The organism is Microcoleus sp. BROC3 (assembly GCF_036702515.1).
Lineage (GTDB): Bacteria > Cyanobacteriota > Cyanobacteriia > Cyanobacteriales > Microcoleaceae > Microcoleus.
Map to the genome: position 1 here is coordinate 125,695 of NZ_JAUBTQ010000002.1, position 24,207 is coordinate 149,901.

A 24,207-nucleotide genomic window follows, 5' to 3' on the forward strand; every position below is an offset into this window, starting at 1 on the left:
ATAAATTTGCAGTTTGCAAACAAATTTCGTCCCAAATTCCCTTTCCAGCAATTTATAGGATGTCCGTAAAATAAGCGTGATAAGGCAATTAGTGAGGACTCAAGTCCTCTGAAAAGTTCGAGGACTTGAGTCCTCACTACGAACCAATTTGATTGCAGTTATCATTACATAGCGAACTACTTAGCGCAGCGAAAACCAGCAATAATTTGCCGCACGCCCGGATAATACCAATTCCGAAAGGTCGATCGCAGTGCCTGCGGAAAAGTCGCCCAACTCCCGCCTTTCAAAACCCGGTGTTCTCCATCAAAATAAGCTTGAGAATAGCCCCTGTAAGGATAACTTTTAAATCCCGGATAGGCGTCAAAGGTTGAAGCAGTCCATTCCCAAACATTGCCCAACATATCGCAGCAACCGGACGCACTTGCTCCTTTGGGAAAGGCATCAACTGGCGAGGTTTTTGCAATATTATTGCCGTGATTGCACAGGCTGCCGTTTGGCTGTTTTTCTCCCCAAGGATAGATGCGATATGTTTGATTTGCGGCTTCCCAAATCGCAGCTTTTTCCCATTCGGCTTCCGATGGCAAACGCTTGCCGATAAAGTTGCAGTAAGCTTCGGCTTCGTACCAACTCACGCCGCAGACTGGATGGTTGTTGAAAGCTGGATTTTCTGACCAGTAAAGCGGTCGAGAGACGGCTTCGACTTGCAGCCATTTCCAGCCGTCCGCTGACCACCAATCAGGGTTTTGATAGCCGCCGGATTCCATGAAATCTCGGTATTGACCGCAAGTGACGGGATAGCGATCGATCGAGTATGCTTCTAAATAACATAGGTGGCGCGATCGCTCGTTATCCAAAGCCTCAGCAGCATCGCTTCCCATGTAAAATTCCCCGCCCGGAATTTCAATAGCCGAATCAGTAATCGGGAATTGGTAATCGGCAATTAATCTTCCCTCTTTCTTCTTCCTTCTATCCGTTACGTCCCTTAAATCCGTTACCAAATCCGTTGCCGAACTTTCTTCTTCCTTCTTCCTGTGCATTTGCAACACGAAAGCAACTGTTTCGCAGTGCTGGCTTTCGTGCTGAATAATAAACCGCCAGAGACGTTCTTGCTCGTCGATCGGCGCTACTTCCAAATAATCTAACACCTTTTTTCTCACCGCGTCCAGATATAATTTAACTTCAGGTAACGTCGGCAAAAAAACCCGTTGTTTTTTGGGCAAAATATCAGCAGCAAATAGTTGGTGATACTGAGGAAAGACAGGTTGCAACCCAGCACACCGCTGCAACAGCCACAAATCCTCAGTATAAGCAATGTGACCTAAGTGCCAGCCAACTGGACTGAAATCAGGATGAGCTTGACGGCAAAAAGTATCGTAATCGATGTCTGTAAATAGCTTGAAAGTGCCGCTGCGACACTGTTGAAAATCGCGATAAATTGTCTCTCTACAAGATTGGATAGATTTCGATATCACGATCTACTCCGGTACTGATAATGCTCTGGACTGGGCACGAGTGCCAATTTCCAGCAAATAAAGGTTCAGAAGCAATGAAGACAGAATTCGGGAAATTTAAATCGTCCCGCAACCAATAGAGGGAAGGAGGGGTTTTTTGGGAAGCAAAGCGAGAGGCAACGAGCCGGTGTCCGTCACTGATAATTATATTAGCTGAAAATTCTACTTGGTGAAAGTTTGCTAGCTCGGCCAAAGTTTTCAGCGAGTTTTGCAAAGCAGCTTCTAGAGTCAGATTAGCGGCGGTCAATTCATTGACAAACAAGGCGAAGATATGCTCAGAATCTGTAGTACCGTTAATTGATTGATAAAGGGTATCGCTGAGCCGATCGCGAATTGGTCTGTAAAGAGTTTGCCGAAAATTCTTCACGAAGCCGTTGTGTACAAACAGCAGGCGATCGTTCTGAAACGGCTGACAGTTGCTCAAATCTACAGCTTGTCCTGAAGTTGCACTGCGAACATATCCGATCGCGCATCCTGATTCAACGTATCGACTGATACTCGGAAGGTTAATGTCGCTCCAAATTGGCTGTACATTTTTATAGGTAAACGGGTCAGTATCTAAGTGCGGGTGATACCAACCAATACCAAAACCGTCAGCATTGAGTAGGCCAGAAGTCATTTCGCGGGGCTCGTAACTCTGCACAATTAGGGAATGTTCCGGCTTGTACAGAATAGCATCGAGTAAAATCGGCTCCCCGAGGTAGCCAAGCAAACGGCACATAAAATTTTTGCAGCAAATTGATTAGCATTGTAGGTCAATAGCCGGCAAATTAGCCGACCGCGCATCTTCAGCGCTGGGAACAGGGTTTTTTGTAGGTCGCTGCCAGCATCGCAGTACAAACGGTACAGTTAAGGTAGAACCCCTGCAACACAAGGAGACTCTTGAATGTTCCTCGACGAACTCATCCCAATGACCAAAGAATTGATCCAACAGCCCATCGCCTTCGCAGGCGGATTTTTATCTGGTATGCTTCGACTCAACCTTCACGAAGATCCCGTTAAAAGCTGGATCGACGAGCAAGCCGGTTCAACTTCCTACACTACTCCCCCAGCCGAACCCACCAACGGTAAAAGCACCGGGCCTCAGTCAATCTCGATCGACTAAGGAAAAGCACTAACTATTGCAGTCACTAGAAAGGGTTTGTCAGTGTGGCAAACCCTTTTAGTCAGATTCGATTGCCCAGTTGCAAGCAAGATAGCGCTTGACAGTAAAATGAACAGGTTATTATGTATAGCACAACAAGTTCAGTTCGATCGACATGACTATCTACATTGGAAATCTGTCTTACCGCGCCACCGAAGAAGACCTGAAAGCAGTATTTGCAGAACACGGCACAGTCAAGCGAGTTGTCTTGCCTACCGACAGGGAAACCGGTCGGATGCGCGGTTTTGCATTTGTTGAGATGATGGAGGATGCCCAAGAAGACGCTGCAATTGCCGAATTAGACGGTGCAGAGTGGATGGGGCGTCCCTTGCGAGTAAACAAAGCTAAACCGAAAGAAGAGGGCAATCGAGGCGCAGGTATCAAGAGGAACGGCGAATATTAGTCCGCGATGCGGCGGTTGACATCCTCTCGGAACCCACCTGATGCGCCAGTGCGCAACTAGCGCCGATTTTCTAGCAGCAGTCGCTCTTGGGGATGCAATGTCAAATCCGCTGCACAAAAATATCGACCCTGAATGGGCTGCACTCGATCGTACTTTTTGAGACAGCCAAAATTGACGCACGGGAGTCTAGAAACCCGATTTCTTCCCGGATACCTCACCGCTAAAAGCAAAATTTATTAGGAGAAACCGGGTCGATCGGCGTCAGTCTTAGAAAGAGTAAACTCGCCCTTTTTCATCAATATAAACTGACCGGTCTTGCCTAGTGCGGCCATCCGATCTGGTGATGCGAATCGTCACAATGTTTTGCTGCGAGTCAACGTTATAGTCGTATTTCAAACTTGTGCTTCCTCCTGTGGCATTAATCGGAATATTGGCAATGTCGCCGGTGCGATTGCTGATGCGAACAATGATATTTTTGGTGACTCCGACGGGCAAGGATGACAAGCTGGCACCTGATTGACCGTATTCTAGGTTTAATCCTGTTTCATTTAAGAGTCTGAGGGTAATGTTGCGAGTATTGTCAACCTGCGCTTGAGGTTGCCAGAATCCGGGTTTTGTCCCGCCGTCAGTTGCAGGTTGAGATAATGCTGGGTGGGGATGCAGACAGCCGAGGGCGGCAAGTATTGCTGCTGTTGCAATAATTTTCGATTTCACTGTTTGTACCTCCGGGTCAAGTGTTAGCGATATTTCTATCCTAGCTTGAAAATCAGATATTGTTAATTTAGGACTTAGGTTCCGAAACCAGGTTGCTACGAAAAATCAGGGGTTGAGCGCGATATATAGCGTTCGGTAGAAGCAAGAAGGCATTCAAGAATAAAAGTAAGACTTTCAACAATTAAGAACGTTCTAATACCATTTTACAAAAAGAATCCAACTGTAGGCCGGCGATCCAAACCCGGGCTGTCATCAGTCTTTTTCAATTCTTCAATTATTTACTCTAAAATCTCAAATAGTGTAACCGTCTGGGGGGTTGCTATATCTACTCAGAAACCGGGTTTGTGTAATTGTTAATAGTCTTAGACGCACGGGTGTCTATCAGCCCGGTTTCCGATCGGGTTGCTGCTTGCCAAAGGTATGATTTAGAGTAGCAACCAGGTTGGTAAGGTAAACTGCGTCCGGGAGTGGTTAATTGTTAATTATCGATCGAGCTAGTTCTAGGAGCACGCGCTGTTCGGCGCGGGCGATCGCCCTGCAAGTTTGTTCTACGGCATCGACATTGACCGAAATAGAAGAAATCCCCCACCGCACGAAGGATTCAACTGTCTCCGGATACAATGCTGGAGCATCGCCGCAGATAGAGCAAGGAATGCCTGCGGCCCGGGCCTCAAGGATTAATTGTTCGATCGCCCTCATCACTGCCCGATCGCGCCCGTTAAAAGCACCTGCTACCTGTTCGGAGTTGCGGTGAATGCCTAACAGCAATTGAGTTAAATCGTTGGTGCCGATGGAAATTCCTTGAACTCCTGCTTTTACGTAATCTGGCAATAAAAATAACACGGAAGGAACTTCCGCCATAATCCACAGTTGAAACTCCGCAGGTCGCTTTTTCCAAATTGTTTCTAAGCGCTGGCGGCAGTAGACAAACTCGTCAACAGAGCGCACGAAAGGCAAAATTAAATTGACATTTGTATGGCCAGACTCGCAGACTTTTTGAAGTACGCACAGTTCCCAATCAAATAACTCCGGTTCAAAGGTATAACTGAAACTGCCGTGGGCACCTGATTCGCGCAAATCGAGAGCTCGATAAAATAGCGGTCGCGGCGAAACGGCAGCAGCAAATAAACTGAGGCAATCCGCCATGCGCGAGACAAATTCCGATTCGCGGCCCTCTTGCAGCCAAACTTTGGGGTTTTGAGAGTCCAACGCTTCCAATGCCATTAATTCCGATCGCACCAATCCGATGCCGTCTATTGGCAGATTTTTGAGGCGGTCGATAGAACTCGTTTGGCTGACATTAACTAGCAGTTGAGTCGCCGTTGGGGGGTACCAAACATATTCGCCAGACTCAGGCCGTCGAGATTTAGGCCCGCGATTGGACGATCGATCCGAGCTTGAAAATTGGTGGTTGGCTATTGACATTTTTGCTGCTGTACTGTATATATCTGCATTTGTCGATCTGTCCCCAAGTCTGCTACTGTCTCCTGTCTCGATCGCGTCCTGTTGGGCGGTGGCAAAAACTTCTCCGCTATCGCCGTCTACCAACACCGAATCGCCCGAGGCGATCGCCCGAGTGGCCCCGGCAACTCCCACCACAGCCGGAATCCCCAATTCTCTCGCTAAAATGGCACCGTGGCCTGTCATGCCTCCTTGTTCCGCAACTACCCCAGCAGCAACTTTCAGCCAAGGCAACCAATTCGGCTCGATTGTCCGGGCTACCAAAATGCCTCCGGCTAAAAATTCCGCGTTTTCTGGGTGCGAATTAGTCATAACTTGGGCAATTGCTTCAACTTTTCCTGATGCGGCAGCCAAACCTCTGAGGATCGCAGGAGTCCTGGCTGGGGCGATCGGCTTTTCCCATACCGATGCGACTTTTTCCCCTTTCAAAAGACGAACTTGAGTAAAATAAAACTGCGCTTCACTGCTGTTTGCTATCTGGTTGATCGTCCACTTCAAGATTAAATCCGAGTCAAATTCTGCGATCGCTTTTTTACTCAATTCAATGATTTCTTGCAGTTGTGATGCCTGTAAAACGTATTCAGTTTGTGCTTCCTCTCCCAGCGCTAAAACTTCCACGCAACTGTCAGGAAAATCAGGAATTAGAAATGGAGAATTGGGAATTTTGACAGCAGCCAAATTGCCAGTATGCGGTTTTTTTTTCGCTTGTCCGTCGCCGACTTTGAGATTGTAGGCTAATGTTTTGTAACCGAGCCGCTGGAATTTAACTGCGCCTGTTTCCGGCTGCACTTGATAGTAATCGGGGACGGTTTCTCCCCTAGCGAGGGACAATCCCAAACCGCAGGTGGCTTGGATTTCCCACGCTGCACCCGCTTTAGTTTTCACCTCGCCTGCGGCGATGGCTCCTTGAAGCGGCTGCACCAAAACTGCGGGATTGATTTGCTGTATCCTCAGGCCGCAGCGCTGCCAGTAAAATAGACTTCGGGCTCTGAACAGTTCTGCCCAAGCTCGTTTGAGTCCGGCCCCAATTGCTTCTGGTTCTGCCCTTACTGCGTGAGCTTGCAGGATTCCGATTGTTTTCGGGTTCCATGAAGTCAGGGAAGGGCGAAAAATTAAGGCTTTGGAGTTTGAGTTGGAGTTTAGTTGACAAACAGCAGACTCTAGGGTGGAGAGCAGTGAATCTGGCAGTTTGCCGGCGAGGATTTGGTGGCGGATGCTGCGGGCGATCGATTGCAGTTGTCTGGGTTCATCGACATTCAAATGCAGGGAAGAGTGGGGCCAGTCAGCAAACAGCGGTTCTAGCCAGTCGATCGACTCTAAAAACTGCCAAAATGTTTTAGCCGGCACGACAAAACCCGGTACAACGGGATGATTTTTCTGGAGCAAACAGCTCAAGTAAAATGCTTTTTCTCCCACTGCATCTCGGTCTGAAGGTTGAATTTTGTCTAGCCAGTAGAGGTTTTTCACGCTGCGATCCTGTTCTTGCAAACTGATTGAATTTGATAGTTTTTCCCATTAATCACTTACCACAATTTTAGGATGAACAAGCGACAATGGACCGGATTACTCAAATCTTTTCTCAATTTATTTCTTAAGTCTAACTGTCCTCTTTGTCAGCGACCAGCCGCCAGAGAGTTTTGTCCCTACTGCCACAAGCAACTTCAGGGATTTCAGTTAGCCGATCCCGGTCGATTTTGGCATTCAGAGCAGCCTGTTTTTGTGTGGGGTGAGTACGGCGGGGCTCTCAAACGGGCGATCGCTGCTTTGAAATATGACGGCAATCCGCAATTAGCCAAACCTCTCGGCGGCTGGCTGGCCGAAGCTTGGTTGAGTTTTCCCGAATTAGCTACAGATAATTTAACAGTTGTACCGATTCCCATGCACCAAGAAAAGCTCAAGGAGCGCGGTTTTAACCAGGCGGAACTTTTGGCTGAAAGTTTTTGCGAGCTGACTGGTTTGCCTTTGCAGCGCCACGGTTTGGCTCGGGTGAAAAATACTCAGCCTTTATTCGCTCTGACAGCACAGCAGCGGCAAGCGGAAATGGAAAATGCTTTAATTTTGGGGAAAGATTTTCGCCGCCGGCTCCCGCGCGATCGAGTGCTGTTAGTTGATGATATTTACACTAGCGGTACTACGGTTAAGTCGGCAACTAAAATATTGAAACAGTCGGGAATTTCGGTTTACGGAACTGTGGCACTTGCAACTCCTAATAAGATTAATCGGTAAGCTGTGACTGCCTTTAATTTTAAACAGATTTGTAGTGAGGACTAAAGTCATCTGGTTTGTGGACGCACTTGCGACCTCAGAAACCCGGTTTCTACGAATATTTCTCGTTCCTAGACGCAAAACTCGTAGAAACCGGGTTTCTCGCCCCCCGCGAGTCAGCCCTGAAACTGTCCGAAGTGTTGATTAATGATGCTTTGCTAAGGAATGAGAATTAAATAACTTACAATGCGTGATGTTCTTGTGGGATGGGCGTCCCGCCCGTCCAGAAAGGGCGGGCGGGACGCCCATGCCACTTTCAAGAGTGTAAATTATTTAATTCGCGATCCTAACAATATTTTTTGCGGAAAACGAACCGCGAAGACGCTATTGACGCGAAGAAAGAGAAGGGAGAGAGTTTAGGCGGAAAGTGGGAATTGGTTGCTGATGTTCCACCGGCTGCCGTCGTGAATCAGTAAAGTTAACGCGGAAGCGGTAAACTCAAAGTGGAGCGATCGCCCGGAGAATTCCAACCAAGCCGTTTGAAAATTCTCCTTAGTTAAATCGCGAAAGGCTACTGTCATGTGCGGTACAAATGGGCGAGTCTGGGAAACTCGATCGACTATTCCCAAAGTTGCCTCCAAATAACTCATCAAATCTTTGTGAATCTCCAGCAATTCGGGTGATTTGACAACATCAGCGTAAATGACGCGGGGCGCGAAAGCAGCAAAACCGGATAGAGTAACGGGAATGGGCAGCCGATTTGCAGAAAACTGGTTCAAACTTTCCTCTAATTTGGGAACATCCTCCGCTAACGAGTGAAAAGGAGGTTGCAGCGTGATGTGCGGCGGCGAATTCAAAGCACAGCGGCTGTTGTAGTGTTCCGCAAAATACTGTTGAATCTCAGTAATGTGCTGTTCAATATCGGGAGGCGGCACTAGGGCAATAAAAAATCGCTGTTTTGACTGGTTCATCGGATAACATCGCAGTTAAGAAAGGATGGTGCAAAATGGAATATAGAGCATTTGCTCTAGATCCCATTGGTGATCGCCCATTCCCAATCTAAAATATAAAATCTAACATCCAAAATAAAAATGCCTTGGTTTTTAAAAATTGAGCAAGGAATTGTCGAAAAGCCTGTCTTTGACCAATACGTGCCAGCTCACAGAGCTTATGTCCGAGAGTTGATTTCTAAAGGACACCGAGCGAAAACTGGCTACTGGGGGCGGCGGGGCGGCGGTATGTTGATGTTTGAGGCGGGTTCGATGGATGAGGCGAAGGCGATCGTCGCTGAAGACCCGCTGGTGAAGAATGGTTGCGTTATTTAGGAAATTTATCACTGGTGTGTGGTTGAAGAATAAATAACTGTGTTATACTCATTTATGAACTGGACCCACGCGATTCCAACGCCCAAATCTTGTCAGGACCGGAAGGTAGCAGCAACACGGGATGCTTGTAATAGGCGTGGTCTCCGGTTCACCCAGTTTTATGAGGTGTAGCTCCTATGCCTGGTTTCGGAGATATTTTACAAAAAGCAGTTTACCTTGGTGTCGGGCTAGCTTCTTACGCTGGTGAAAAAGCTGGCAGCAAGTTAACTGAATTACGCACTGAAGCCCAAAAGCTGGCAGACGAATTGGTGAAGCGGGGCGAGATGTCCACGGAAGAAGCTCGCCGCTTTGTTGATGACATGGTACAACAGGCTCAGCAGCAGCCTCCGGTAGAATCGACCCGGGAGCCAAAACCCGCTGAACCTCGGCGGATTGAAATTATTTCTGAGGAAGAAGATGTCTCGGCAAAAGATGCTAAAGAGACAGGCGGCGTAGACAAGCTCCGCGAACAGGTGCAGAATTTACAAGAGGAATTGCGGCGTCTGAAGCGAGATTAAACTCAAAAAAGCTCGCTCCGTAAAGCATGAAGGGAACTCAGGATAATAATCTTGAGTTCCCTTTTTGAATATCTCCCCTGTTGAATGTGGACGGATCTCAGGCAATAGGTAATAGAATTGAAAGTAGGTGCGATCGCTTCGCATGAGGCTGGCTCCACCTGTCTGTAAAATATTTTGTAATAGCAAGCTCTCAAATTCATGGAAGATTGGTCTAAAGATTTTTTTGGAGTAATGGAAAATGCTGTTTCTGAAGTAGAGCATTTTTTCAGCGAAATGGGCGAAGAGTTTGTCGAAATGCTGGACGTTTTGGCAAAAATGTCGGAAGAGTTTACTGAACAAGTACAAAATAATCTGATTAATGACATTGACGGTTATTTCAATGAATTTGACGGTTTATTTAATGAATTTATCGAACCGATAATTGAAATTTGCCGCGACTTCGACCCTGAGTTTGATGAGATAGATTTGTCGATGGTGACTTATGTAGACCCTTCGCCGACGCAGCAGCCGGCTTGTCGCGGTTGTCGCAACTATCACGGTCAAGTTTACGGGGGAAATTTGTTGGTTTGTGCGATGCACCCTACCGGTGTGGAATCGGAGAGTTGTGCTGATTGGGAAACAGACGGCGATGCAGATTTTTAATGGCGGAGTTGATTTGTTGAGGGGTTAATGGCTTATGGTAACGTCAATTCAGTCTCCGTCAAAGATTTCTCTGGAAGAGTTTCTGCTATTGCCAGAGACTAAGCCGGCTAGCGAGTATGTTGATGATCAAATTCATCAAAAAGCTATGCCCCAAGGAAAACACAGCACGTTACAATTCGAGTTTCCATCTGTTATTAATCGAGTTGGCAAGCCGCAGAAATTAGCTTATGCTTTTCCCGAACAGCGCTGCAATTTTGGGGGACGTTCTATTGTTCCAGACATAGCAGTGTTCGAGTGGCCGCGCATTCCTATGAATTCTCAGGGAAAGATTGAAAATAGGTTTGAAATTGCGCCGGATTGGACAATTGAGATTTTATCGCCGGAGCAAAGTTCAACTCGCGTAATTAATAAGATTCTGTTTTGCGTCAAGAATCATACTAAATTAGGTTGGCTGATTGACCCGGAAGAAGAATTGGTAATTGTTTTTAAACCGCAGCAGGAACCTGAGATTAAAGAGAATGAAGATACTTTACCTGTACTGGATGTGCTGTCGGATTTGCAACTGTCGGCGGCAAATTTGTTTGAGCTGTTAAGTTTTAATTAGAAATGAGTTACAGTTGAGTCAGGGTAAGTTGGCATCTAACGACATTTAAAGGTGAATCGCTCAACGGCTAATAATTCGCAATTTGGGTTTCCGAAGATGCCGCCATCGCTGCAATTGCGACAGTATCAGCGAGTGGCGGTTGCTAATTGGTTTGCGAATCAGGGACGCGGTACGCTGAAGATGGCGACGGGTAGCGGCAAGACGATTACTGCACTGGCGATCGCCACAGAATTATACAATAAAATTAACCTGCAAGTCCTGCTCGTAATTTGCCCTTACTGCCACCTGGTGAATCAGTGGGCGCGCGAATCGGAGAAATTTGGTTTAAAACCTATTTTGGCTTTTGATAGCGCCCGAAGTTGGCAAAATAAGCTGGCTGCGGGTTTGTATGAAGTGCGATCGGGCGATCAAGCATTTCTCACAATCATCACCACTAACGCCACATTAATGTCGGATAGCTTGCGATCGCAACTCCGCTATTTTCCAGAAAAAACCCTGATTATTGGAGACGAAGTTCACAACTTAGGCGCGCCCCGTTTAGGAGAAAGTTTGCCGCGCAATATTGGACTGCGACTCGCCCTTTCCGCCACCCCAGAAAGGCATTTCGACGAACAAGGAACCGAAGCTATTTTAGATTATTTCGGCCCTGTTTTGCAGCCGGAACTCACCTTAGCCGACGCCATCCGCCAAAAAGCATTAGTACATTATTTATACTATCCAATTTTAGTAGAATTGACCGAATCTGAAACCCGCAAGTATTCCCGCTTAACTCAAAAGATTGGCTGGGCGCTTTGGGGCGATGAAAAAGTAGAAGAAAATGATGCTTTAACAACTTTATTAATGCAGCGAGCCCGGTTAATTGGAGCGGCGGCTAATAAATTAATAGCTTTGCGAGAATTAATGATTCACCGTCTCGACACAGCCCATACTTTATTTTACTGCGGCGACGGTGCGATCGAAGGAGGTGCGCGCCGAAATAACAACCGCCAACTAACAGAAACCGCGAAGTTATTGGGTTCAGAATTAGGCTACCGAGTTAACACTTATACTGCGGCAACTCCTTTAGCAGAAAGAGAACGATTGCGCCAGCAATTTGAGAGTGGAGAATTGCAAGGTTTGGTAGCGATTCGGTGTTTGGATGAAGGCGTGGATATTCCTGCAATTCGCAATGCTGTAATTTTAGCAAGCAGCAGCAATCCGCGCCAGTTTATTCAGCGCCGTGGACGGATTTTGCGGCCACATCCGGGGAAGGAAAGGGCAACTTTATTTGACATGATAGTTTTGCCTCCAGATTTGGGCAGAGAAACCCTAGAAGTCGAGCGCAATTTGCTGCGAAAAGAGTTGAAGCGGTTCTTGGAATTTGCCGATTTAGCCGACAATGCTGGGGAAGCTAGAGTTAAATTGCTGCAACTTCAGAAGCGTTACGGGCTATTAGACATTTGACATTTATTAAGGTTCGGTTTATGTTTGAGAATAGAGAATTATTCGATCGCAGTTTGAGTTGCTAGTTTAGTTCGCGATCGCACGCAGAGTTCAGAAACCAGGTTTCTTTGTAGATTTCTCGTGACTGTTGACAAAACTCGTAGAAACCGGGTTTCTCGCCCATGAGCCTAGGCTCTGTATATTTTAATATTTGCAAAAAAAATATGACGGAAAATCTGAATGAAAATTTGATTATGGCATTTAGATATGAAGATAGTGCGATCGCAGCCTTACCGACAAGCATTTTAGCAGAAAAGCGTTCTTCTTATCAAACTCATCAGGAATTCAGCGACGTACAGGAACCAATTACTAGCGCGCCGCCGGAAGTCCGACAAATTATTGAGCGGGTATTGGAAATTGAAAAAGATAAACTGTACATGAGAGCTCCCCGCCACATTAACGATGACATTTTAAAAATCATTAAGGAAGCAATTGTATGAAGTTAATCTCAATTACTCTATGCAACTTTCGTCAATTTTACGGCAAAAGCCCCGAAATTAAACTAGCTTGGGGTCGGCAAAATATTACAGTAATTCACGGTAATAACGGCGCGGGAAAAACGGCATTAATGAATGCTTTTACGTGGGTACTTTACGGACAATTTAGCGCAGCTTTTGCTGCGGAAGAACAATTAGTAAACAAGCGCGCTCTGGCTGAGGCGGAAATGGGAAAAGCCGTAGGTTGTTGGGCGGAAATTGTGTTTGAACATGACAGCACGCGCTACCAAGCAAAACGCATTTGTCGCGCTTATAAAAGTGAAAATACTGTAGAACATGGCAAGGCTGAATTGTTTCTGAATGTAGCAAAAGATAACGGTCTGTGGCTGAAGCCGGATCAGCATCCCGATGATATTATCGGGCGGATTTTGCCGGAAAGTTTACATAAATATTTCTTTTTTGATGGGGAGCGAATCGAGCAAATTGTCCGCTATGACAAGAAAGCAGAAATTGCGGAAGCTACTAAGGAGTTGCTGGGTGTGGAAGTCTTGAATAGATCGATCCGGCATTTAGGAGAAGCCAAAAAATCTCTAGAGACAGATTTAAATATAATTGGTAATGCTGAAACGAAGAAACTTTTAAAAGACAAGCAAAAAATTGAGCAAGAAGCTGAGCAACTTGCGAGCCGACAAGTAGAAATAGAGCAGGAATTGGTGAACCAAGGGGAGTTAAAAAAAGCAGTTAATGGTAATTTGTTGGAACTTAGCGGTGCTGCGGATTTACAAAAGTTGCGAGACGAATTGGAAATGCAGAAAAATTTATTTAAGCAACAAATTTCCCAAGCTACAGATGCTCTAAAACGCTCAATCTCTATGCGCGGCTATGGGGTATTTCTGTCAGATGCGGCGGCTGAATTTAAAGTAATTGTTGAAGGTTTGCGGGAAAAAGGCGAGTTGCTTTCGGGGATTCAGCGCCCGTTTTTGGAAGAGTTATTAGCGCAGCAGCGGTGTATCTGCGGTGCGGAATTAGTGGAGGGTTCTGAGTCTCGCCAACAGGTTAGCGGTTGGATGGATAAAGCAGGAATTGGGGATGTGGAAGAAACAACTATTCGGATTAGCGATCGGGTAAATGAAATTGATAAACAAGTGGCTGATTTTTGGGAGGAAATTGACCGACAGCAAGGCAATATCAGCCGCGATAGAACCGAACTTTCTCGGGTGGAAAATCAGTTAGATGATATTCATAGCAAGCTGCGAAATTTTCCTGACGGCGATGTCAGCCGCTTGCAAAAGCGCTTGGATGAAATTGAGGCAAAAATTGGCGATTTGCACCGGGAAACAGGCTCTAATCAGCAGCAGATTGAGAGTTTGAATGTGCAGGTGTCGGCTTTGGACAAGCAAATCGACAAGCAGCAACTGAATGAGCAAAGGCAAGTATTAGCCCAGCGCCGGATTGCTGCGACTCAGGATGCGATCGATCGCCTAACTGAAGTGCGATCGCGCTTAGAAAAACAGTTTTGTTCTCAGTTGGAAAAGCGGGTGCAAGATATTTTCAGTCAAATTTCTTTTACTCCTTACATCCCCAAGTTGAGCGATAAATACGAACTGACGCTAGTAGAAAATACCTCTGGGAAAGAATCTTTGGTTGCTGCTTCTACAGGAGAAAATCAAATTCTCAGTTTATCGTTTATCGGGGGAATTATTGATGGCGTGCGTGAGTGGAGTCAAAAAAATACTTTGATGGGCCCGGATAGCAGTACGTTTCCAATTGTGATGGATTCTCCCTTTGGTAGTTTGGACGAGATTTATCGCAAGCAAATCGCTAATAAGCTGCCGAAGTTGGCGAATCAATTAGTAGTTTTGGTAACAAAAACTCAGTGGCGCGGAGAAGTTGCTCAAGAAATGGAAAGTTGCACCGGTAGGGAATACGTGCTGGTGTACAATTCTCCGAAAGCTGATTGTGAAGAAGATGCGATCGAACTCGGCGGGACGCGCTATCCTTTAGTTAGGCGCAGTCCAAATGAATTTGAATATACGGAAATTGTAGAGGTGGATTATGGCTTCTAATTCGGCAATCACGCAGGTTTTGGAAACGGATATTTGGGTGAAGGCGACGTGGGAAGAGTTTCTAGCCTTCGTTGACGATTCAGCTTGGGAAAAGGGCAAGTTTTATTATTATCAAAACCACATGAGGGTAGAAATGTCACCAGTAGGGCCATTGCACGGGCGTCAAAATTCAATTATGGCCTGTGTAGTTATTCTGTTTGCAACATTGAGAAATATCCGAGTAGTTCAGTTTACTAACACCAGTTTTCGCAAAGCAGGTATCGGCGAGTTTCAACCTGATTTAGCTTACTACATCGGTTCAGATTTAAGAGTGCCTCCTGATGATAGCAATTCTGCTGTTGATTTAAATCAATACGACCCGCCTAATTTGATAGTGGAAATTGGGGCGTCTTCTTTTAATGATGATTTAGGCGGCAAGCGGTTGCTTTACGAAGACGCAGGAATAAGTGAATATTGGGTTGAACGTGCAAACACGCGGGAGGTTTTTGCGTTTGCGATTAATGGCGGAGGTAGCGGGAGAATTCAAGAGTCGCGGGTTTTGCCGGGATTGGAAATCCGGTTAGTTGAGGAAGCTTTGAATCGGAGTCAAACGCAAGATGATGGGGAAATTAATCGCTGGTTGATTCAAACTTTTAGTCAAGGTTGAAAGGAGTTTGACGTGAAAAAAGAGTATCATAAGTTGGTGCGCGATCGCATTCCTGAAATTATTTGCCAAAGTGGGAATGAATGCGAGGTTGTAATTTTGTCGGAGGCAGCATACCGTCAAGCTTTGCTGCAGAAATTGATTGAAGAAGCGGGGGAAGCGGCGGCGGCTGATGAAGAAGATTTGGTGGCGGAATTGGCGGATTTGTATGAGGTGATAGATGCGGTGATGACCAGTTTTGGCATTTCGGGCGATCGACTTTTAGCCGAACAAACGAAGCGGCGGGAAGCAAGAGGAGGTTTTGCACAAAAAATTATGTTGTTGCGGACATTCTGAAAATTATCTGCGTTAATCAGTTTTTATCTGCCTCTAATCTGCGGTTACTCTATCAATCAAATTACTCAGTTAAAAATTACATATTAATCCCAATGGCTGCTAACAAAATTAGAATTGCTAAAGATAAAGCCGAGTTAGTCAAATCCTTAACTTTATCGGATAACAACTCCGCGCCATTTCAGACTTACGCCGATGTCATCGCTTTCGCCGCATCCTTGGGAAATCAGCGGAAAAAACGATCGCCTTTAGGGGAAATTTCTAAACGAGAACCGGGGGCGATAGATGTTGATATCTTTGTATCCAGGGGTTACGATATGGCGATTAAGTTAATTGCGATCGCCGAAACCAAAAATCCTCAAATTCTCTCCCATCTCGACGAAAAATTGGAAGCAGAACGCTTGCAAATTTTTGAAGAATATGCTAATGGGGGACTGGAAATTTTGCGCGAAGAGTTGCGGGGTGCGGCGGATTATACCGATCGCCTTTTGTTGGTTTTGATTTCAGAAAGAGACAACCAACATCGGTCAAATGAAGAATTCGATTTAAGCAAGTTCTTATTTTAATAGGTTTTCAATGAAGCACATCCCAAAAAATATAATCAAGAGATGCTTACAGAAATCTGCAAAATTTCTTGCTTACAGTTACTCAGCATTTATTATCTGCTATTTCATTCTCAAACTAATCTTTTGGGATAGAATAGGAATTCTTGCCTTAATTAGCACTTTTAGCCCCTTAATTTTCTTCCCTACTTTCCTGCTTCCCCTCATCGGATTGTTAATCATCAAAAAAAGATGCTTCACTGTTATTTCTGCGATCGCCTGCTTTCTTCTAATAAGTTGGCTGCACGTCAAATACTTTTCTCCCGGACCCATCAACATCACAAATTCGCAGCCCAGCATCAAAATTTTATCCCATAACCTCAGTTGGCATAAAACTCAGTCACCTACTTTATTTAAGCTGATTGACCAGCAAAAACCCGATATTATATTTTTACAAGAAATCGTTAGGAAACATACCGAAAGAGCTTTCACCTGGTTAAAAGCAGACTACCCCTATCAAATTGGCACTCCCCCTGTAGGGATTCTCAGTAAATATCCGATTGTATCGAGCGAAATACTGCACTTAGCCGGCCATCCAGAAACGCAGCAGCGGGTCATTATTAAATTTAACGAACAAGAAGTAGTGATTTATAATATGCAAGCTACCGGGCCGTGGTTGAAACTCTCTAAAAAATGGCGTTTTCTCAAAATTCCCGTTTACAAATATGACAAACGTTCGCCTGAAATTCAAGACTTAGTACAGCGAGTTGAGCGAGAAACTCTCCCAGTAATTGTCGCGGGCGATTTTAATATGACAGACGAAACCCAAGACTATGACAGGGTGCAGAAAGTCATGCAAGATTCTTTCCGAAAATCTGGGTTTGGGTTTGGTTTTACCTGGCCTCGCGGTTGGGAACTTAAATTCTTGGTAAAAAGGTCGAATTGGAGATTAAATTATCCCGTTTTCCGGATTGATTATATTTGGTATTCCAAGCATTGGGGTGCTAAATCGAGTTCGGTTTTGGAGGCAACGGAGTCCGATCATTTGCCTGTAGGAGCAGAACTTATTTTGTTAAAGGAAGCCAGATTGTGAGAATTGGCCTATACTATTTAAAGCCAGAGGCAAACCCCATGCAAATTACCCTCACCATCCCCGATCACTTAGAACAGCAGCTTCTTCAGAAAGCTAGCGAACTCAACTTGCCGCTCGAAACCCTGATTTTGTCATCCCTGGATCAACTATTTCAAGAAGACGAAGAGGAGCTATCTAAAGAAGAGATCCTCAACAGCCTCCGGATTGCGCTTCAGGAAGTAGAAGACGGCAAAGTTCACCCGCTCCCAGAACTTTGGGATGGTATTGATGTCTGAACCACCCAGCATCCAGGTTCTGTTTGCAGATCAATATCAAGCTATCTAAATGGGAAGGTAAACTTGGCTGCGAGCGGGATCTGTAGTATTGTTCTAGCGACTAAAATTGCTAAAAGTGATAATATAAATATACAACTTTCTTTGAGCTCTATGTTAAAATAAGTATTAGGTTGAGTGATTGACAAATGCCTACTGCTGCCCAGCTAGAGAGTTTATATCGCATCAGTTATCAACTGACCTACACGATGCTTCAGCCTATACATCTGATTTGTGTTGACGATCGCACTCGTAATGTATACATATTGGCTGGGTACGATGAAGAGCTTGAGTTCCAAATTTTACCCAATGGGGAATTTGCTGATGAGCCAAGTTAACTATAACGCCATGTCGAATACTGAATTGAAACAGTATTTTCTTAAACATCGTGGAAATCGAGCCGCTTTTCAGGCGTACTTAGACAGAATCAATCAGCATCCGCTGAGGATTATTGCAAGTCCCGGCGATCCAGATTTTGATGAGAAAGTTCAAGCCGCAATTCGCCGCAAGTTAGAAGCGACAAGAAATCGCAGCACTTGAATGAAGCTAGGGATACGGCACTGCCGTATCCTGTATTTCATCATACTCGATCCAAGAAAAACTTAGCTAAGCACTGGCGGCAATCCTACCTCTTGCGGTGGCACAAACCTGCCATTAAAACTAATAGCTTTATCCTCAAAAGTTCTCGCTTCCGCTACCGCTTGCCGCAAATGAGCTCGCTCCATATCGTCCTGAATTCCCCCTACCAAATATACAATTAACTTCGTTGCTAACTCCTTTCCAGAAACTAGCACTCGCTTTTTGTTCGGATCGTACAAAATCCCGTACCACGGAGACTCAGGATTGTCCATGTGGCTAAATCCTTCATCGACATCGAATCTGCGGAGTTTGTCGAAAATAGATTTCAGGGAAAGTTTCTTCCTAAATACTAGAATTCCCAAAGCATTAGCTAAAGCAACTTGACCGACTGGACGGAACAAAATATTTCCCTCGCCCCCAGGCTTTTCAAAACTAAATCGGCGCAATTCAGCCGTTTCTTCGCCGCTTTCAATTCTTTGATAGCTGGGCAAAGTTGCTAAATGATCGAACAATTTTTTAAACTCCTCAATTCCCTCTTTCAGTTCTTCATCTTCGGGACGCATGGGAATTAAACCTTTTCGTTCCGGCTTCCAATGAGGGAATTTGTATTCTAAATACCGTTCGGACATATCTTGCAGCGCTTGCAATGTGGTTAAGACAGTTGATTTTGCTGCGACTGTGGCGCTGTCCCAATTGACGCGGGGGTTTCTGTCATCTTGTTCTTTTAATAAGGGATGGGTGACGGCAATTTTTCGGGCTGCGATCGCAAATCCGTTGTCCTCGTTCAATAATGCTAGCTGGCCCTGACTCAGCGTTACCGCCATTAGGTTAACGTGCACAAAGATCGATCGCACGCGCCGTTGTGCTTGCTGTCGCGTTTCCCCCGCTACCGCCGCCGGAATAAACTCAATTCCGATTTTTTCGTGAGCTAATTTATACACTGTTTCCGGGTCGATTTGATACTCTTCTGCTAAATCTTCCAGAGTAATTGCAGCGCCGACAGGTTTTTTATTTTTGTTGTATCTTTGCAGGATTCCGGTTTTAATTAAACTCATTAAACCTTGAACTCCCATCAGCCGATGCTGGCCGTCTAAGGCAAAAATTGAGACTTCTTTAGAAACATTCAAAAGCCCTAAGTTCTCGTTTTTATCAAAGGATGTAAATTCAGTGGCGGATTTGGTTGCTACGCCATTTTTATCCCATTCCTCAGCTAGAGGATTGTCTACCCAGGGGGGACTGACGACTACTAAAACTGCGGGGAATTTGTGCGATTTTCGGGCTGCTAAATATTGAGTTAGGGTGGCTTGGCGCGACCAATCTAAGGGACGCTGGATAATTTCGTCAATGGTTTCGTCGTCGCGGACGATGTTGTTGGTTTGGAGGTCGAATTTTTGGCGGAAAAGCGGCATTTGGGAGGCGAAACGGACGCGAGAGTCTAACCATTCTAGGGTGACTGAACCGATGTATGCTTCGCTGTTTCCCATCTGGGTTTTTTGTACGAAAATGCGATCGTCTTTTCCTAAATAATTATCTAATAAAAGTGCGATTTCTTGTCTGTCGCTATTTTCTTTTTCTAAAATTTTGCTAGCGAGGTCATCCGCTGGGTTGGTTGTCATCGGCGGTTTTTATATAAAAATGCTATTTTTTTAAAAAATATCATATATTAAAGTTTTTGTCAACACTTGTTTTTAAAAAAACATTGTGAAATACTTAAGTTATGCCCTAATAGCCCACCTGAATACCATAAAATTTGCAAAAAGTCAATAGCTATTAATGCCCAATGCCCAATGCCCAATGCCCCATGCCCCATGCCCCATGCCCCATTCCCCATCCCCAATGCCCCATTCCCAATGCCCCATTCTAAAATATGTCTATTCCTTCTTTTGAATACATTTTGCCGGTAATCCGGGGAATTCAAGCGGGTCGCGAATATTACGTGTCGATGTGTCCGGTGCGTTTTTTGCCGAAATTGTTTCCCTTTGAATCTGAAGATTTGCCGCCATCTATGCGGGCGAAACGCGCGCTTAACAAAGCTAGGATTCCTGAAATTGCTGATTATTTTGTTAAGAATCCTACAAATTACACTTGTGGGGCTATTGCTGCTTCGATTGATGCGGATATTACTTTTGAAGCAGTGGGAAATGAGGCAGAGGAAAGGAAAATCGGTCGCTTGCGGGTGCCGATGGATGCTAAGTTTACTATTAATGACGGACAGCATCGCCGGGCGGCTTTTGAGATGGCTTTGAGGGAAAATCCGCAGTTGGGATATGAGACGGTGGCGCTGATTTTGTTTCTCGATGTTGGGTTGGAAAAATCGCAGCAGGTGTTTGCTGATTTGAATAATTTTCAAGTTCCTTTGGAGGGGTCACTCAGTCTACTTTACAACCACCGGGACGATCGCCCTTTTGTGGTGAAGGCGGTTGTTAAGCAGGTTGAGGTTTTCCGGTGTTTGACTGAGATGGAGAGGGGGAGTTTGAACGGGCGATCGCACAAGTTGTTTGCGCTGAGTGCGATCGATCGTGCTATTATGGCTTTGCTATCTAATATTCACGGCAGCGAACAGGCAAAACCCTCTGGTTCTCGCACCAAAAAAGAACAGAAAGAGGAAGAACTCGCTCAAAAAATACAACTGGCGGTTAGTTATTGGAATGCAGTTAGCAATTTTATTCCTGATTGGCAATTAGTTCTGCACAAGCAAGTGGCGGCGGGGGAAATGCGCCGGGATTGCGTGCACTGTCACAGTGTTGTGCTTGAGAGTTTGGGGGAAGTTGGGGCGGCTTTGCGATCGGTTTTTCCTGAGAGTTGGGAGGAACATTTGAGCCTTTTGCAGCAGGTTGATTGGTCGATTTCTAATCCTGATTGGGAGAATGGGATTTTGTTGAAAGGGGGGATTTCTAAGTCGAGGGCGAGTGTTAGTTGGATGACTGATTATTTGAAAAAGCGGTTGGGTTTGGAAACCGCAGATGCACGCAGATGAGGGCTGATAATATTGCTTAAGTCCATTCTAGATGGGCTTTGACTTTGCTGACTGCTACTTTTACACTACTGGCATTTGATGAGATTTTGTAGGATTTATTATTGGTAGGGGTGGAATTATACAAAACTACATTTCCCTCCCAAAGATGGCTTTTTCTAGACCAATCCAATTGAGCTAGTTGCAGCACTCTTTCTGTTTCAAAATCTTGGCTGCTATCTCTGTCATAAGTACAGTATAGCAACCGACCTAAAATTTCTAGTCCTACGCTTCTACCCAAGATACAGTAGTCTTTAAATTTCTCAACATCTTGACTTCTCAATTCTTCAACACTTGTTTCAGAAATATGTCTCGTATGACTACATTCGGAGAAAAAATTATTAAGACATCTACCCAAAGTCTCTGATGCTTCCGCAACGTCATAATTTTTAAGTTCATCACTTGGATCGTCAGTAAACGCACAACTTACGGCTCTTGCTATGTAATTAGTTGTATATATCAAATTCCTTTTACTGTCGGGAGTCGATTTAATTTTATCGGTCTTTTTATAAAACATTGCTACTTTTTCAAGTAAGCTTTTGGTAATTCCAACTCGACCTTCAAACTCACCGAATGACAAAAGTAATGATTTATCCAGTTGTCTTGTCTGCGCCATATCTCTAAAATCCGTCTGACACTGGTTAAAGTCTTCCTCTAAAACCAGCGTAATCGGGAAATCATTATCACCAATTAACTCGCCTTCAGCACTTTCAATTAGCTCGTGAATAGCGCGCTTGCGATGCTGTCCATCAGTAATATCTAACTTAACGCCACGAGGAATAACTACTAGACAAATCCCCCGACCTAATTCTATAATTTCAATTTTTTGAGGAGGGACATTTGCTGTCAGTGTCCCCAAAATCCAGGGTTGATCATTTCTGGCGCGTTTAAGAATATATTGTTTTATTTCCTCAGCATGACCCTTTACCTCTGGACGATTTTTACCAGAATCAGGATCATTCCCAGTTGAGGGTCTTGCTTGGAGGAGGGTAGGTAAGTCATTAGGCGGGATATTTATTTGCACCATTTTCCGCTTTCCCTGCTGGAAAATTAGGCCTGGATAGCAATTCTCACGGTGGTACTTGGCGAAGTAAGGAGCAAGTAACTCATCAATTCGCGGAGCTCTATCGGACTGAGGAGGGTTATTGTCAGACATATAATTTTATCAAACATTTGTAAAATAATTATACATCAAAAACAATAGAGGTGTAAACCCATCACGGATAGTATTTTGCCAAGAGGCAAACAATAAATCAAAAAAATAAAATCTTGTAAAGCATTGGAGAGGATTATATTGTATCATATAGTTTTAAGAGTGACAATCAAACATTTCCACCATGATACAAACTCAACAGATCTCATTATTTCCAACTCGCACCGTTACCGAATTAATAGAAGACATAGAATTGCTAACGGAGGAAATCCAAGAGTTATATTGTCTTGACGATATCCCTTGGGTAATTGGATATAGTGGGGGAAAAGATTCGACGGCAGTAGTACAGCTAATTTGGAATGCAATTGCTAAGATTCCACAGGAAAAACGTATAAAAAAAATTGAGGTTATTACAACAGACACTCTAGTAGAAAACCCCATCGTATCTGCATGGGTTCGTAAGTCTATTAAGCAAATGAATCTGGCAGCCGCAGAACAAGAAATGCCCATAAATACTCATGTGTTACAACCAGAGTGGACAGATACTTTTTGGGTAGGTTTGATTGGCAAAGGATACCCAGCACCCAGAGGTAAGTTTCGCTGGTGTACCGATCGCCTAAAAATTTCTCCATCTAACCGTTTTATTCGTAATATTATCCGAACTAGCGGGGAAACAATACTTGTATTAGGGACTCGTAAAGCTGAAAGCACAAAGCGCGCTCATAGGATGAAAAAAATGGAAGCCCGACGGGTGCGGGAGCGCCTAAGCCCCAATATGAACTTACCGAACTCTCTGGTTTATAGCCCTATTGAAGACTGGCGTGATGATGAAGTTTGGCTTTATCTGATGCAGTGGGACAATCCTTGGGGATACAGCAACAAAGATTTGTTCGCTATGTACCGGGGTGCGAGTGCTGATAATGAATGTCCCCTAGTTGTCGATACTTCTACCCCTAGCTGTGGTAGTTCTCGTTTTGGGTGCTGGGTGTGTACAATGGTTAGTCAGGATAAATCGCTAACAGCGATGATTCAAAATGATGAAGAAAAAGAGTGGTTGCAACCTCTACTAGATTTCCGTGTGGAATTGGATGTTGAAGATAGTCGCGATCGACGTGACTTTAGGCGACGTAATGGCAATGTCCAACTCTATGAACGCAATTTAGAGGGTGAAAAATCTATTGAGCCTATTCCAGGCCCCTATAGTAAAGAAGCGCGTGATGATTTACTGAGGAGACTTCTTTCTGTTCAAACCGAAATTCGTTCTAAAGCACCAGAAGAAATGCGAGATATCACCTTAATTTCCCCGGAAGAGCTGAGCGAAATCCGGCGTATTTGGCTAGAAGAAAGACACGAATTCGACGACAGTTTGCCCCGGATTTACGAAGAAGTCACGGGCGAACCTTTTGAAGATTCCCGCCCCACCGCTGAAAGAAAACTCCTAGGTAGCGATGAATGGACTGTGCTCGAAGAGATTTGCAGCGAGGACAAAATGCACCTCGAATTGATGGCAAAACTCCTTGATACAGAACGCCAATACTACACGAAATCCCGCCGTACAGGCATTTACGGCGATTTGGACAAATGCTTTGAAACCAGTTCGCGATCGGAAAAAGAAGCGATAGGCAACGCCCACTATCAACGCAACTTAAAAACAGCCCTGGAAGCTGTTAAAGCAAATCCGACGGAAAAAATTCAGCAATTCAAAGATGCGATCGCCCAAACCAACAGTTCCGCCAAAAACGATACCGTTGATATTGCCAAACTTAAAGAAGAACTCGAAAGCAATAGCAATCAAAGCAGACAGCTATCTTGGGCAGACATCAAATTTTCACCGCCAAATTCAGGAGAGGAAAAACCTAGCAATTAGCACGCGCTAGCCTGCGGTTAAACCCAAACTTGTTGACAGCCACCCCGCCGAGCGCTCGGATACAATAGGCTGTCAACTAACCTCATTATTACCCAACCCTCATCGTTTAAATTACAAAATTT

26 protein-coding genes and 1 other RNA gene are annotated in these 24,207 nt (G+C 44.9%); 20 read left to right on the forward strand and 7 right to left on the reverse strand.

Going from position 1 to position 24,207, the window contains the following annotated elements:
- Nucleotides 1-176: 176 nt before the first annotated feature.
- Nucleotides 177-1,472, reverse strand: coding sequence for an ergothioneine biosynthesis protein EgtB (gene egtB / locus QUB30_RS01860; RefSeq protein ID WP_333328230.1), 1,296 nt, complete (start codon nt 1,470-1,472; stop codon nt 177-179).
- A complete protein-coding gene (egtC, locus tag QUB30_RS01865; RefSeq protein WP_333328233.1) occupies nt 1,444-2,232 on the reverse strand; it encodes an ergothioneine biosynthesis protein EgtC in 789 nt (262 codons plus the stop codon). Before egtC ends, egtB begins: the two co-directional genes overlap by 29 nt.
- A 165-nt stretch (nt 2,233-2,397) precedes the next feature.
- On the opposite strand from egtC, the gene QUB30_RS01870 reads away from it, so the two are divergent.
- Both QUB30_RS01870 and QUB30_RS01875 read left to right on the forward strand, forming a co-directional pair.
- On the forward strand, nt 2,398-2,616 hold the full coding sequence (locus tag QUB30_RS01870) for a hypothetical protein (protein ID WP_333328236.1): 219 nt from the start codon (nt 2,398-2,400) through the stop codon (nt 2,614-2,616).
- Nucleotides 2,617-2,770: 154 nt separating this feature from the next.
- Complete coding sequence (locus QUB30_RS01875; protein WP_333328239.1) at nt 2,771-3,058, forward strand: RNA-binding protein; 288 nt, start codon at nt 2,771-2,773, stop codon at nt 3,056-3,058.
- A gap of 267 nt (nt 3,059-3,325) precedes the next feature.
- Here the strand turns inward: QUB30_RS01875 and QUB30_RS01880 are convergent, their stop codons facing one another.
- Nucleotides 3,326-3,772, reverse strand: coding sequence for a hypothetical protein (locus QUB30_RS01880; RefSeq protein ID WP_333328241.1), 447 nt, complete (start codon nt 3,770-3,772; stop codon nt 3,326-3,328).
- Between the two features lie 471 nt (nt 3,773-4,243).
- A complete protein-coding gene (locus QUB30_RS01885; RefSeq protein ID WP_333328244.1) occupies nt 4,244-6,700 on the reverse strand; it encodes a putative PEP-binding protein in 2,457 nt (818 codons plus the stop codon).
- A 72-nt stretch (nt 6,701-6,772) separates the two neighbouring features.
- On the opposite strand from QUB30_RS01885, the gene QUB30_RS01890 reads away from it, so the two are divergent.
- Complete coding sequence (locus QUB30_RS01890) at nt 6,773-7,459, forward strand: ComF family protein (protein WP_333328247.1); 687 nt, start codon at nt 6,773-6,775, stop codon at nt 7,457-7,459.
- 395 nt (nt 7,460-7,854) lie between these two features.
- On the opposite strand, the gene QUB30_RS01895 is transcribed toward QUB30_RS01890, so the two are convergent.
- Nucleotides 7,855-8,409, reverse strand: a complete 555-nt coding sequence (locus tag QUB30_RS01895; RefSeq protein ID WP_333328250.1) for a 2'-5' RNA ligase family protein — start codon at nt 8,407-8,409, stop codon at nt 7,855-7,857.
- A gap of 120 nt (nt 8,410-8,529) precedes the next feature.
- On the opposite strand from QUB30_RS01895, the gene QUB30_RS01900 reads away from it, so the two are divergent.
- From QUB30_RS01900 to QUB30_RS01970, 15 genes are all read left to right on the forward strand, one after another.
- A complete protein-coding gene (locus tag QUB30_RS01900; protein ID WP_333328253.1) occupies nt 8,530-8,763 on the forward strand; it encodes a YciI family protein in 234 nt (77 codons plus the stop codon).
- Nucleotides 8,764-8,819: 56 nt separating this feature from the next.
- Nucleotides 8,820-8,916: signal recognition particle sRNA small type (ffs, locus tag QUB30_RS01905), an RNA gene on the forward strand.
- 23 nt (nt 8,917-8,939) lie between these two features.
- Entirely contained in the window at nt 8,940-9,320 is a 381-nt protein-coding gene (locus QUB30_RS01910) for a phasin-related domain-containing protein (protein WP_333328257.1), read from the forward strand.
- Between the two features lie 198 nt (nt 9,321-9,518).
- Nucleotides 9,519-9,962 carry a hypothetical protein gene (locus QUB30_RS01915; RefSeq protein ID WP_333328259.1) on the forward strand — a complete coding sequence of 148 codons (444 nt, stop codon included), beginning with the start codon at nt 9,519-9,521 and terminating at the stop codon, nt 9,960-9,962.
- A 34-nt stretch (nt 9,963-9,996) separates the two neighbouring features.
- The gene (locus QUB30_RS01920) at nt 9,997-10,566 is read left to right on the forward strand and encodes a Uma2 family endonuclease (protein WP_333328262.1); all 570 of its coding nucleotides are present in this window, start codon (nt 9,997-9,999) and stop codon (nt 10,564-10,566) included.
- A 96-nt stretch (nt 10,567-10,662) separates the two neighbouring features.
- A complete protein-coding gene (locus QUB30_RS01925; RefSeq protein ID WP_333328569.1) occupies nt 10,663-12,009 on the forward strand; it encodes a DNA phosphorothioation system restriction enzyme in 1,347 nt (448 codons plus the stop codon).
- 203 nt (nt 12,010-12,212) lie between these two features.
- Complete coding sequence (locus QUB30_RS01930; RefSeq protein ID WP_333206012.1) at nt 12,213-12,488, forward strand: hypothetical protein; 276 nt, start codon at nt 12,213-12,215, stop codon at nt 12,486-12,488.
- Nucleotides 12,485-14,551: an AAA family ATPase gene (locus QUB30_RS01935; RefSeq protein ID WP_333328265.1), complete on the forward strand. Its 2,067-nt coding sequence runs from the start codon at nt 12,485-12,487 to the stop codon at nt 14,549-14,551. Before QUB30_RS01930 ends, QUB30_RS01935 begins: the two co-directional genes overlap by 4 nt.
- Nucleotides 14,541-15,197: a Uma2 family endonuclease gene (locus QUB30_RS01940; protein ID WP_333328268.1), complete on the forward strand. Its 657-nt coding sequence runs from the start codon at nt 14,541-14,543 to the stop codon at nt 15,195-15,197. Before QUB30_RS01935 ends, QUB30_RS01940 begins: the two co-directional genes overlap by 11 nt.
- Nucleotides 15,198-15,209: 12 nt before the next feature.
- Nucleotides 15,210-15,530, forward strand: a complete 321-nt coding sequence (locus QUB30_RS01945) for a nucleoside triphosphate pyrophosphohydrolase (protein WP_333328270.1) — start codon at nt 15,210-15,212, stop codon at nt 15,528-15,530.
- Nucleotides 15,531-15,622: 92 nt separating this feature from the next.
- Nucleotides 15,623-16,093, forward strand: a complete 471-nt coding sequence (locus QUB30_RS01950; protein WP_333077092.1) for a DNA phosphorothioation-associated protein 4 — start codon at nt 15,623-15,625, stop codon at nt 16,091-16,093.
- Nucleotides 16,094-16,103: 10 nt separating this feature from the next.
- Nucleotides 16,104-17,162, forward strand: a complete 1,059-nt coding sequence (locus QUB30_RS01955; protein ID WP_333328273.1) for an endonuclease/exonuclease/phosphatase family protein — start codon at nt 16,104-16,106, stop codon at nt 17,160-17,162.
- A complete protein-coding gene (locus QUB30_RS01960) occupies nt 17,159-17,437 on the forward strand; it encodes a hypothetical protein (RefSeq protein WP_333328277.1) in 279 nt (92 codons plus the stop codon). The genes QUB30_RS01955 and QUB30_RS01960 overlap by 4 nt, the downstream gene beginning before the upstream one ends.
- Before the next feature lie 185 nt (nt 17,438-17,622).
- The gene (locus QUB30_RS01965; protein WP_333077086.1) at nt 17,623-17,811 is read left to right on the forward strand and encodes a DUF6888 family protein; all 189 of its coding nucleotides are present in this window, start codon (nt 17,623-17,625) and stop codon (nt 17,809-17,811) included.
- Nucleotides 17,798-18,013 (forward strand): DUF6887 family protein, encoded by a 216-nt coding sequence (locus QUB30_RS01970; RefSeq protein ID WP_333077085.1) that lies wholly within the window; start codon nt 17,798-17,800, stop codon nt 18,011-18,013. Before QUB30_RS01965 ends, QUB30_RS01970 begins: the two co-directional genes overlap by 14 nt.
- 62 nt (nt 18,014-18,075) lie before the next feature.
- Here the strand turns inward: QUB30_RS01970 and QUB30_RS01975 are convergent, their stop codons facing one another.
- The gene (locus QUB30_RS01975) at nt 18,076-19,668 is read right to left on the reverse strand and encodes a DGQHR domain-containing protein (protein ID WP_333328280.1); all 1,593 of its coding nucleotides are present in this window, start codon (nt 19,666-19,668) and stop codon (nt 18,076-18,078) included.
- Nucleotides 19,669-19,919: 251 nt separating this feature from the next.
- On the opposite strand from QUB30_RS01975, the gene dndB reads away from it, so the two are divergent.
- On the forward strand, nt 19,920-21,029 hold the full coding sequence (gene dndB / locus QUB30_RS01980) for a DNA sulfur modification protein DndB (RefSeq protein WP_333328283.1): 1,110 nt from the start codon (nt 19,920-19,922) through the stop codon (nt 21,027-21,029).
- A 16-nt stretch (nt 21,030-21,045) separates the two neighbouring features.
- Here dndB and QUB30_RS01985 read toward each other — a convergent pair whose 3' ends face one another.
- The gene (locus QUB30_RS01985) at nt 21,046-22,221 is read right to left on the reverse strand and encodes a DNA sulfur modification protein DndB (protein ID WP_333328286.1); all 1,176 of its coding nucleotides are present in this window, start codon (nt 22,219-22,221) and stop codon (nt 21,046-21,048) included.
- A 181-nt stretch (nt 22,222-22,402) separates the two neighbouring features.
- Between QUB30_RS01985 and dndC the strand changes: the two genes are divergently transcribed.
- Entirely contained in the window at nt 22,403-24,085 is a 1,683-nt protein-coding gene (gene dndC / locus QUB30_RS01990; RefSeq protein WP_333328289.1) for a DNA phosphorothioation system sulfurtransferase DndC, read from the forward strand.
- The last annotated feature ends 122 nt before the right edge of the window (nt 24,086-24,207 follow it).

Coding starts and splice junctions, on each gene's coding strand:
- QUB30_RS01870 (WP_333328236.1), top strand. CDS start 2,398: ATGTTCCTCGACGAACTCATCCCAATGACCAAAGAATTGATCCAACAG.
- QUB30_RS01915 (WP_333328259.1), top strand. CDS start 9,519: ATGGAAGATTGGTCTAAAGATTTTTTTGGAGTAATGGAAAATGCTGTT.
- QUB30_RS01970 (WP_333077085.1), top strand. CDS start 17,798: ATGAGCCAAGTTAACTATAACGCCATGTCGAATACTGAATTGAAACAG.
- QUB30_RS01900 (WP_333328253.1), top strand. CDS start 8,530: ATGCCTTGGTTTTTAAAAATTGAGCAAGGAATTGTCGAAAAGCCTGTC.
- QUB30_RS01875 (WP_333328239.1), top strand. CDS start 2,771: ATGACTATCTACATTGGAAATCTGTCTTACCGCGCCACCGAAGAAGAC.
- QUB30_RS01890 (WP_333328247.1), top strand. CDS start 6,773: ATGAACAAGCGACAATGGACCGGATTACTCAAATCTTTTCTCAATTTA.
- QUB30_RS01955 (WP_333328273.1), top strand. CDS start 16,104: ATGAAGCACATCCCAAAAAATATAATCAAGAGATGCTTACAGAAATCT.
- QUB30_RS01950 (WP_333077092.1), top strand. CDS start 15,623: ATGGCTGCTAACAAAATTAGAATTGCTAAAGATAAAGCCGAGTTAGTC.
- dndC (WP_333328289.1), top strand. CDS start 22,403: ATGATACAAACTCAACAGATCTCATTATTTCCAACTCGCACCGTTACC.
- egtC (WP_333328233.1), bottom strand. CDS start 2,232: ATGTGCCGTTTGCTTGGCTACCTCGGGGAGCCGATTTTACTCGATGCT.
- QUB30_RS01965 (WP_333077086.1), top strand. CDS start 17,623: ATGCCTACTGCTGCCCAGCTAGAGAGTTTATATCGCATCAGTTATCAA.
- QUB30_RS01930 (WP_333206012.1), top strand. CDS start 12,213: ATGACGGAAAATCTGAATGAAAATTTGATTATGGCATTTAGATATGAA.
- QUB30_RS01935 (WP_333328265.1), top strand. CDS start 12,485: ATGAAGTTAATCTCAATTACTCTATGCAACTTTCGTCAATTTTACGGC.
- QUB30_RS01985 (WP_333328286.1), bottom strand. CDS start 22,221: ATGTCTGACAATAACCCTCCTCAGTCCGATAGAGCTCCGCGAATTGAT.
- QUB30_RS01920 (WP_333328262.1), top strand. CDS start 9,997: ATGGTAACGTCAATTCAGTCTCCGTCAAAGATTTCTCTGGAAGAGTTT.
- dndB (WP_333328283.1), top strand. CDS start 19,920: ATGTCTATTCCTTCTTTTGAATACATTTTGCCGGTAATCCGGGGAATT.
- QUB30_RS01940 (WP_333328268.1), top strand. CDS start 14,541: ATGGCTTCTAATTCGGCAATCACGCAGGTTTTGGAAACGGATATTTGG.
- QUB30_RS01925 (WP_333328569.1), top strand. CDS start 10,663: ATGCCGCCATCGCTGCAATTGCGACAGTATCAGCGAGTGGCGGTTGCT.
- QUB30_RS01895 (WP_333328250.1), bottom strand. CDS start 8,409: ATGAACCAGTCAAAACAGCGATTTTTTATTGCCCTAGTGCCGCCTCCC.
- QUB30_RS01910 (WP_333328257.1), top strand. CDS start 8,940: ATGCCTGGTTTCGGAGATATTTTACAAAAAGCAGTTTACCTTGGTGTC.
- QUB30_RS01975 (WP_333328280.1), bottom strand. CDS start 19,668: ATGACAACCAACCCAGCGGATGACCTCGCTAGCAAAATTTTAGAAAAA.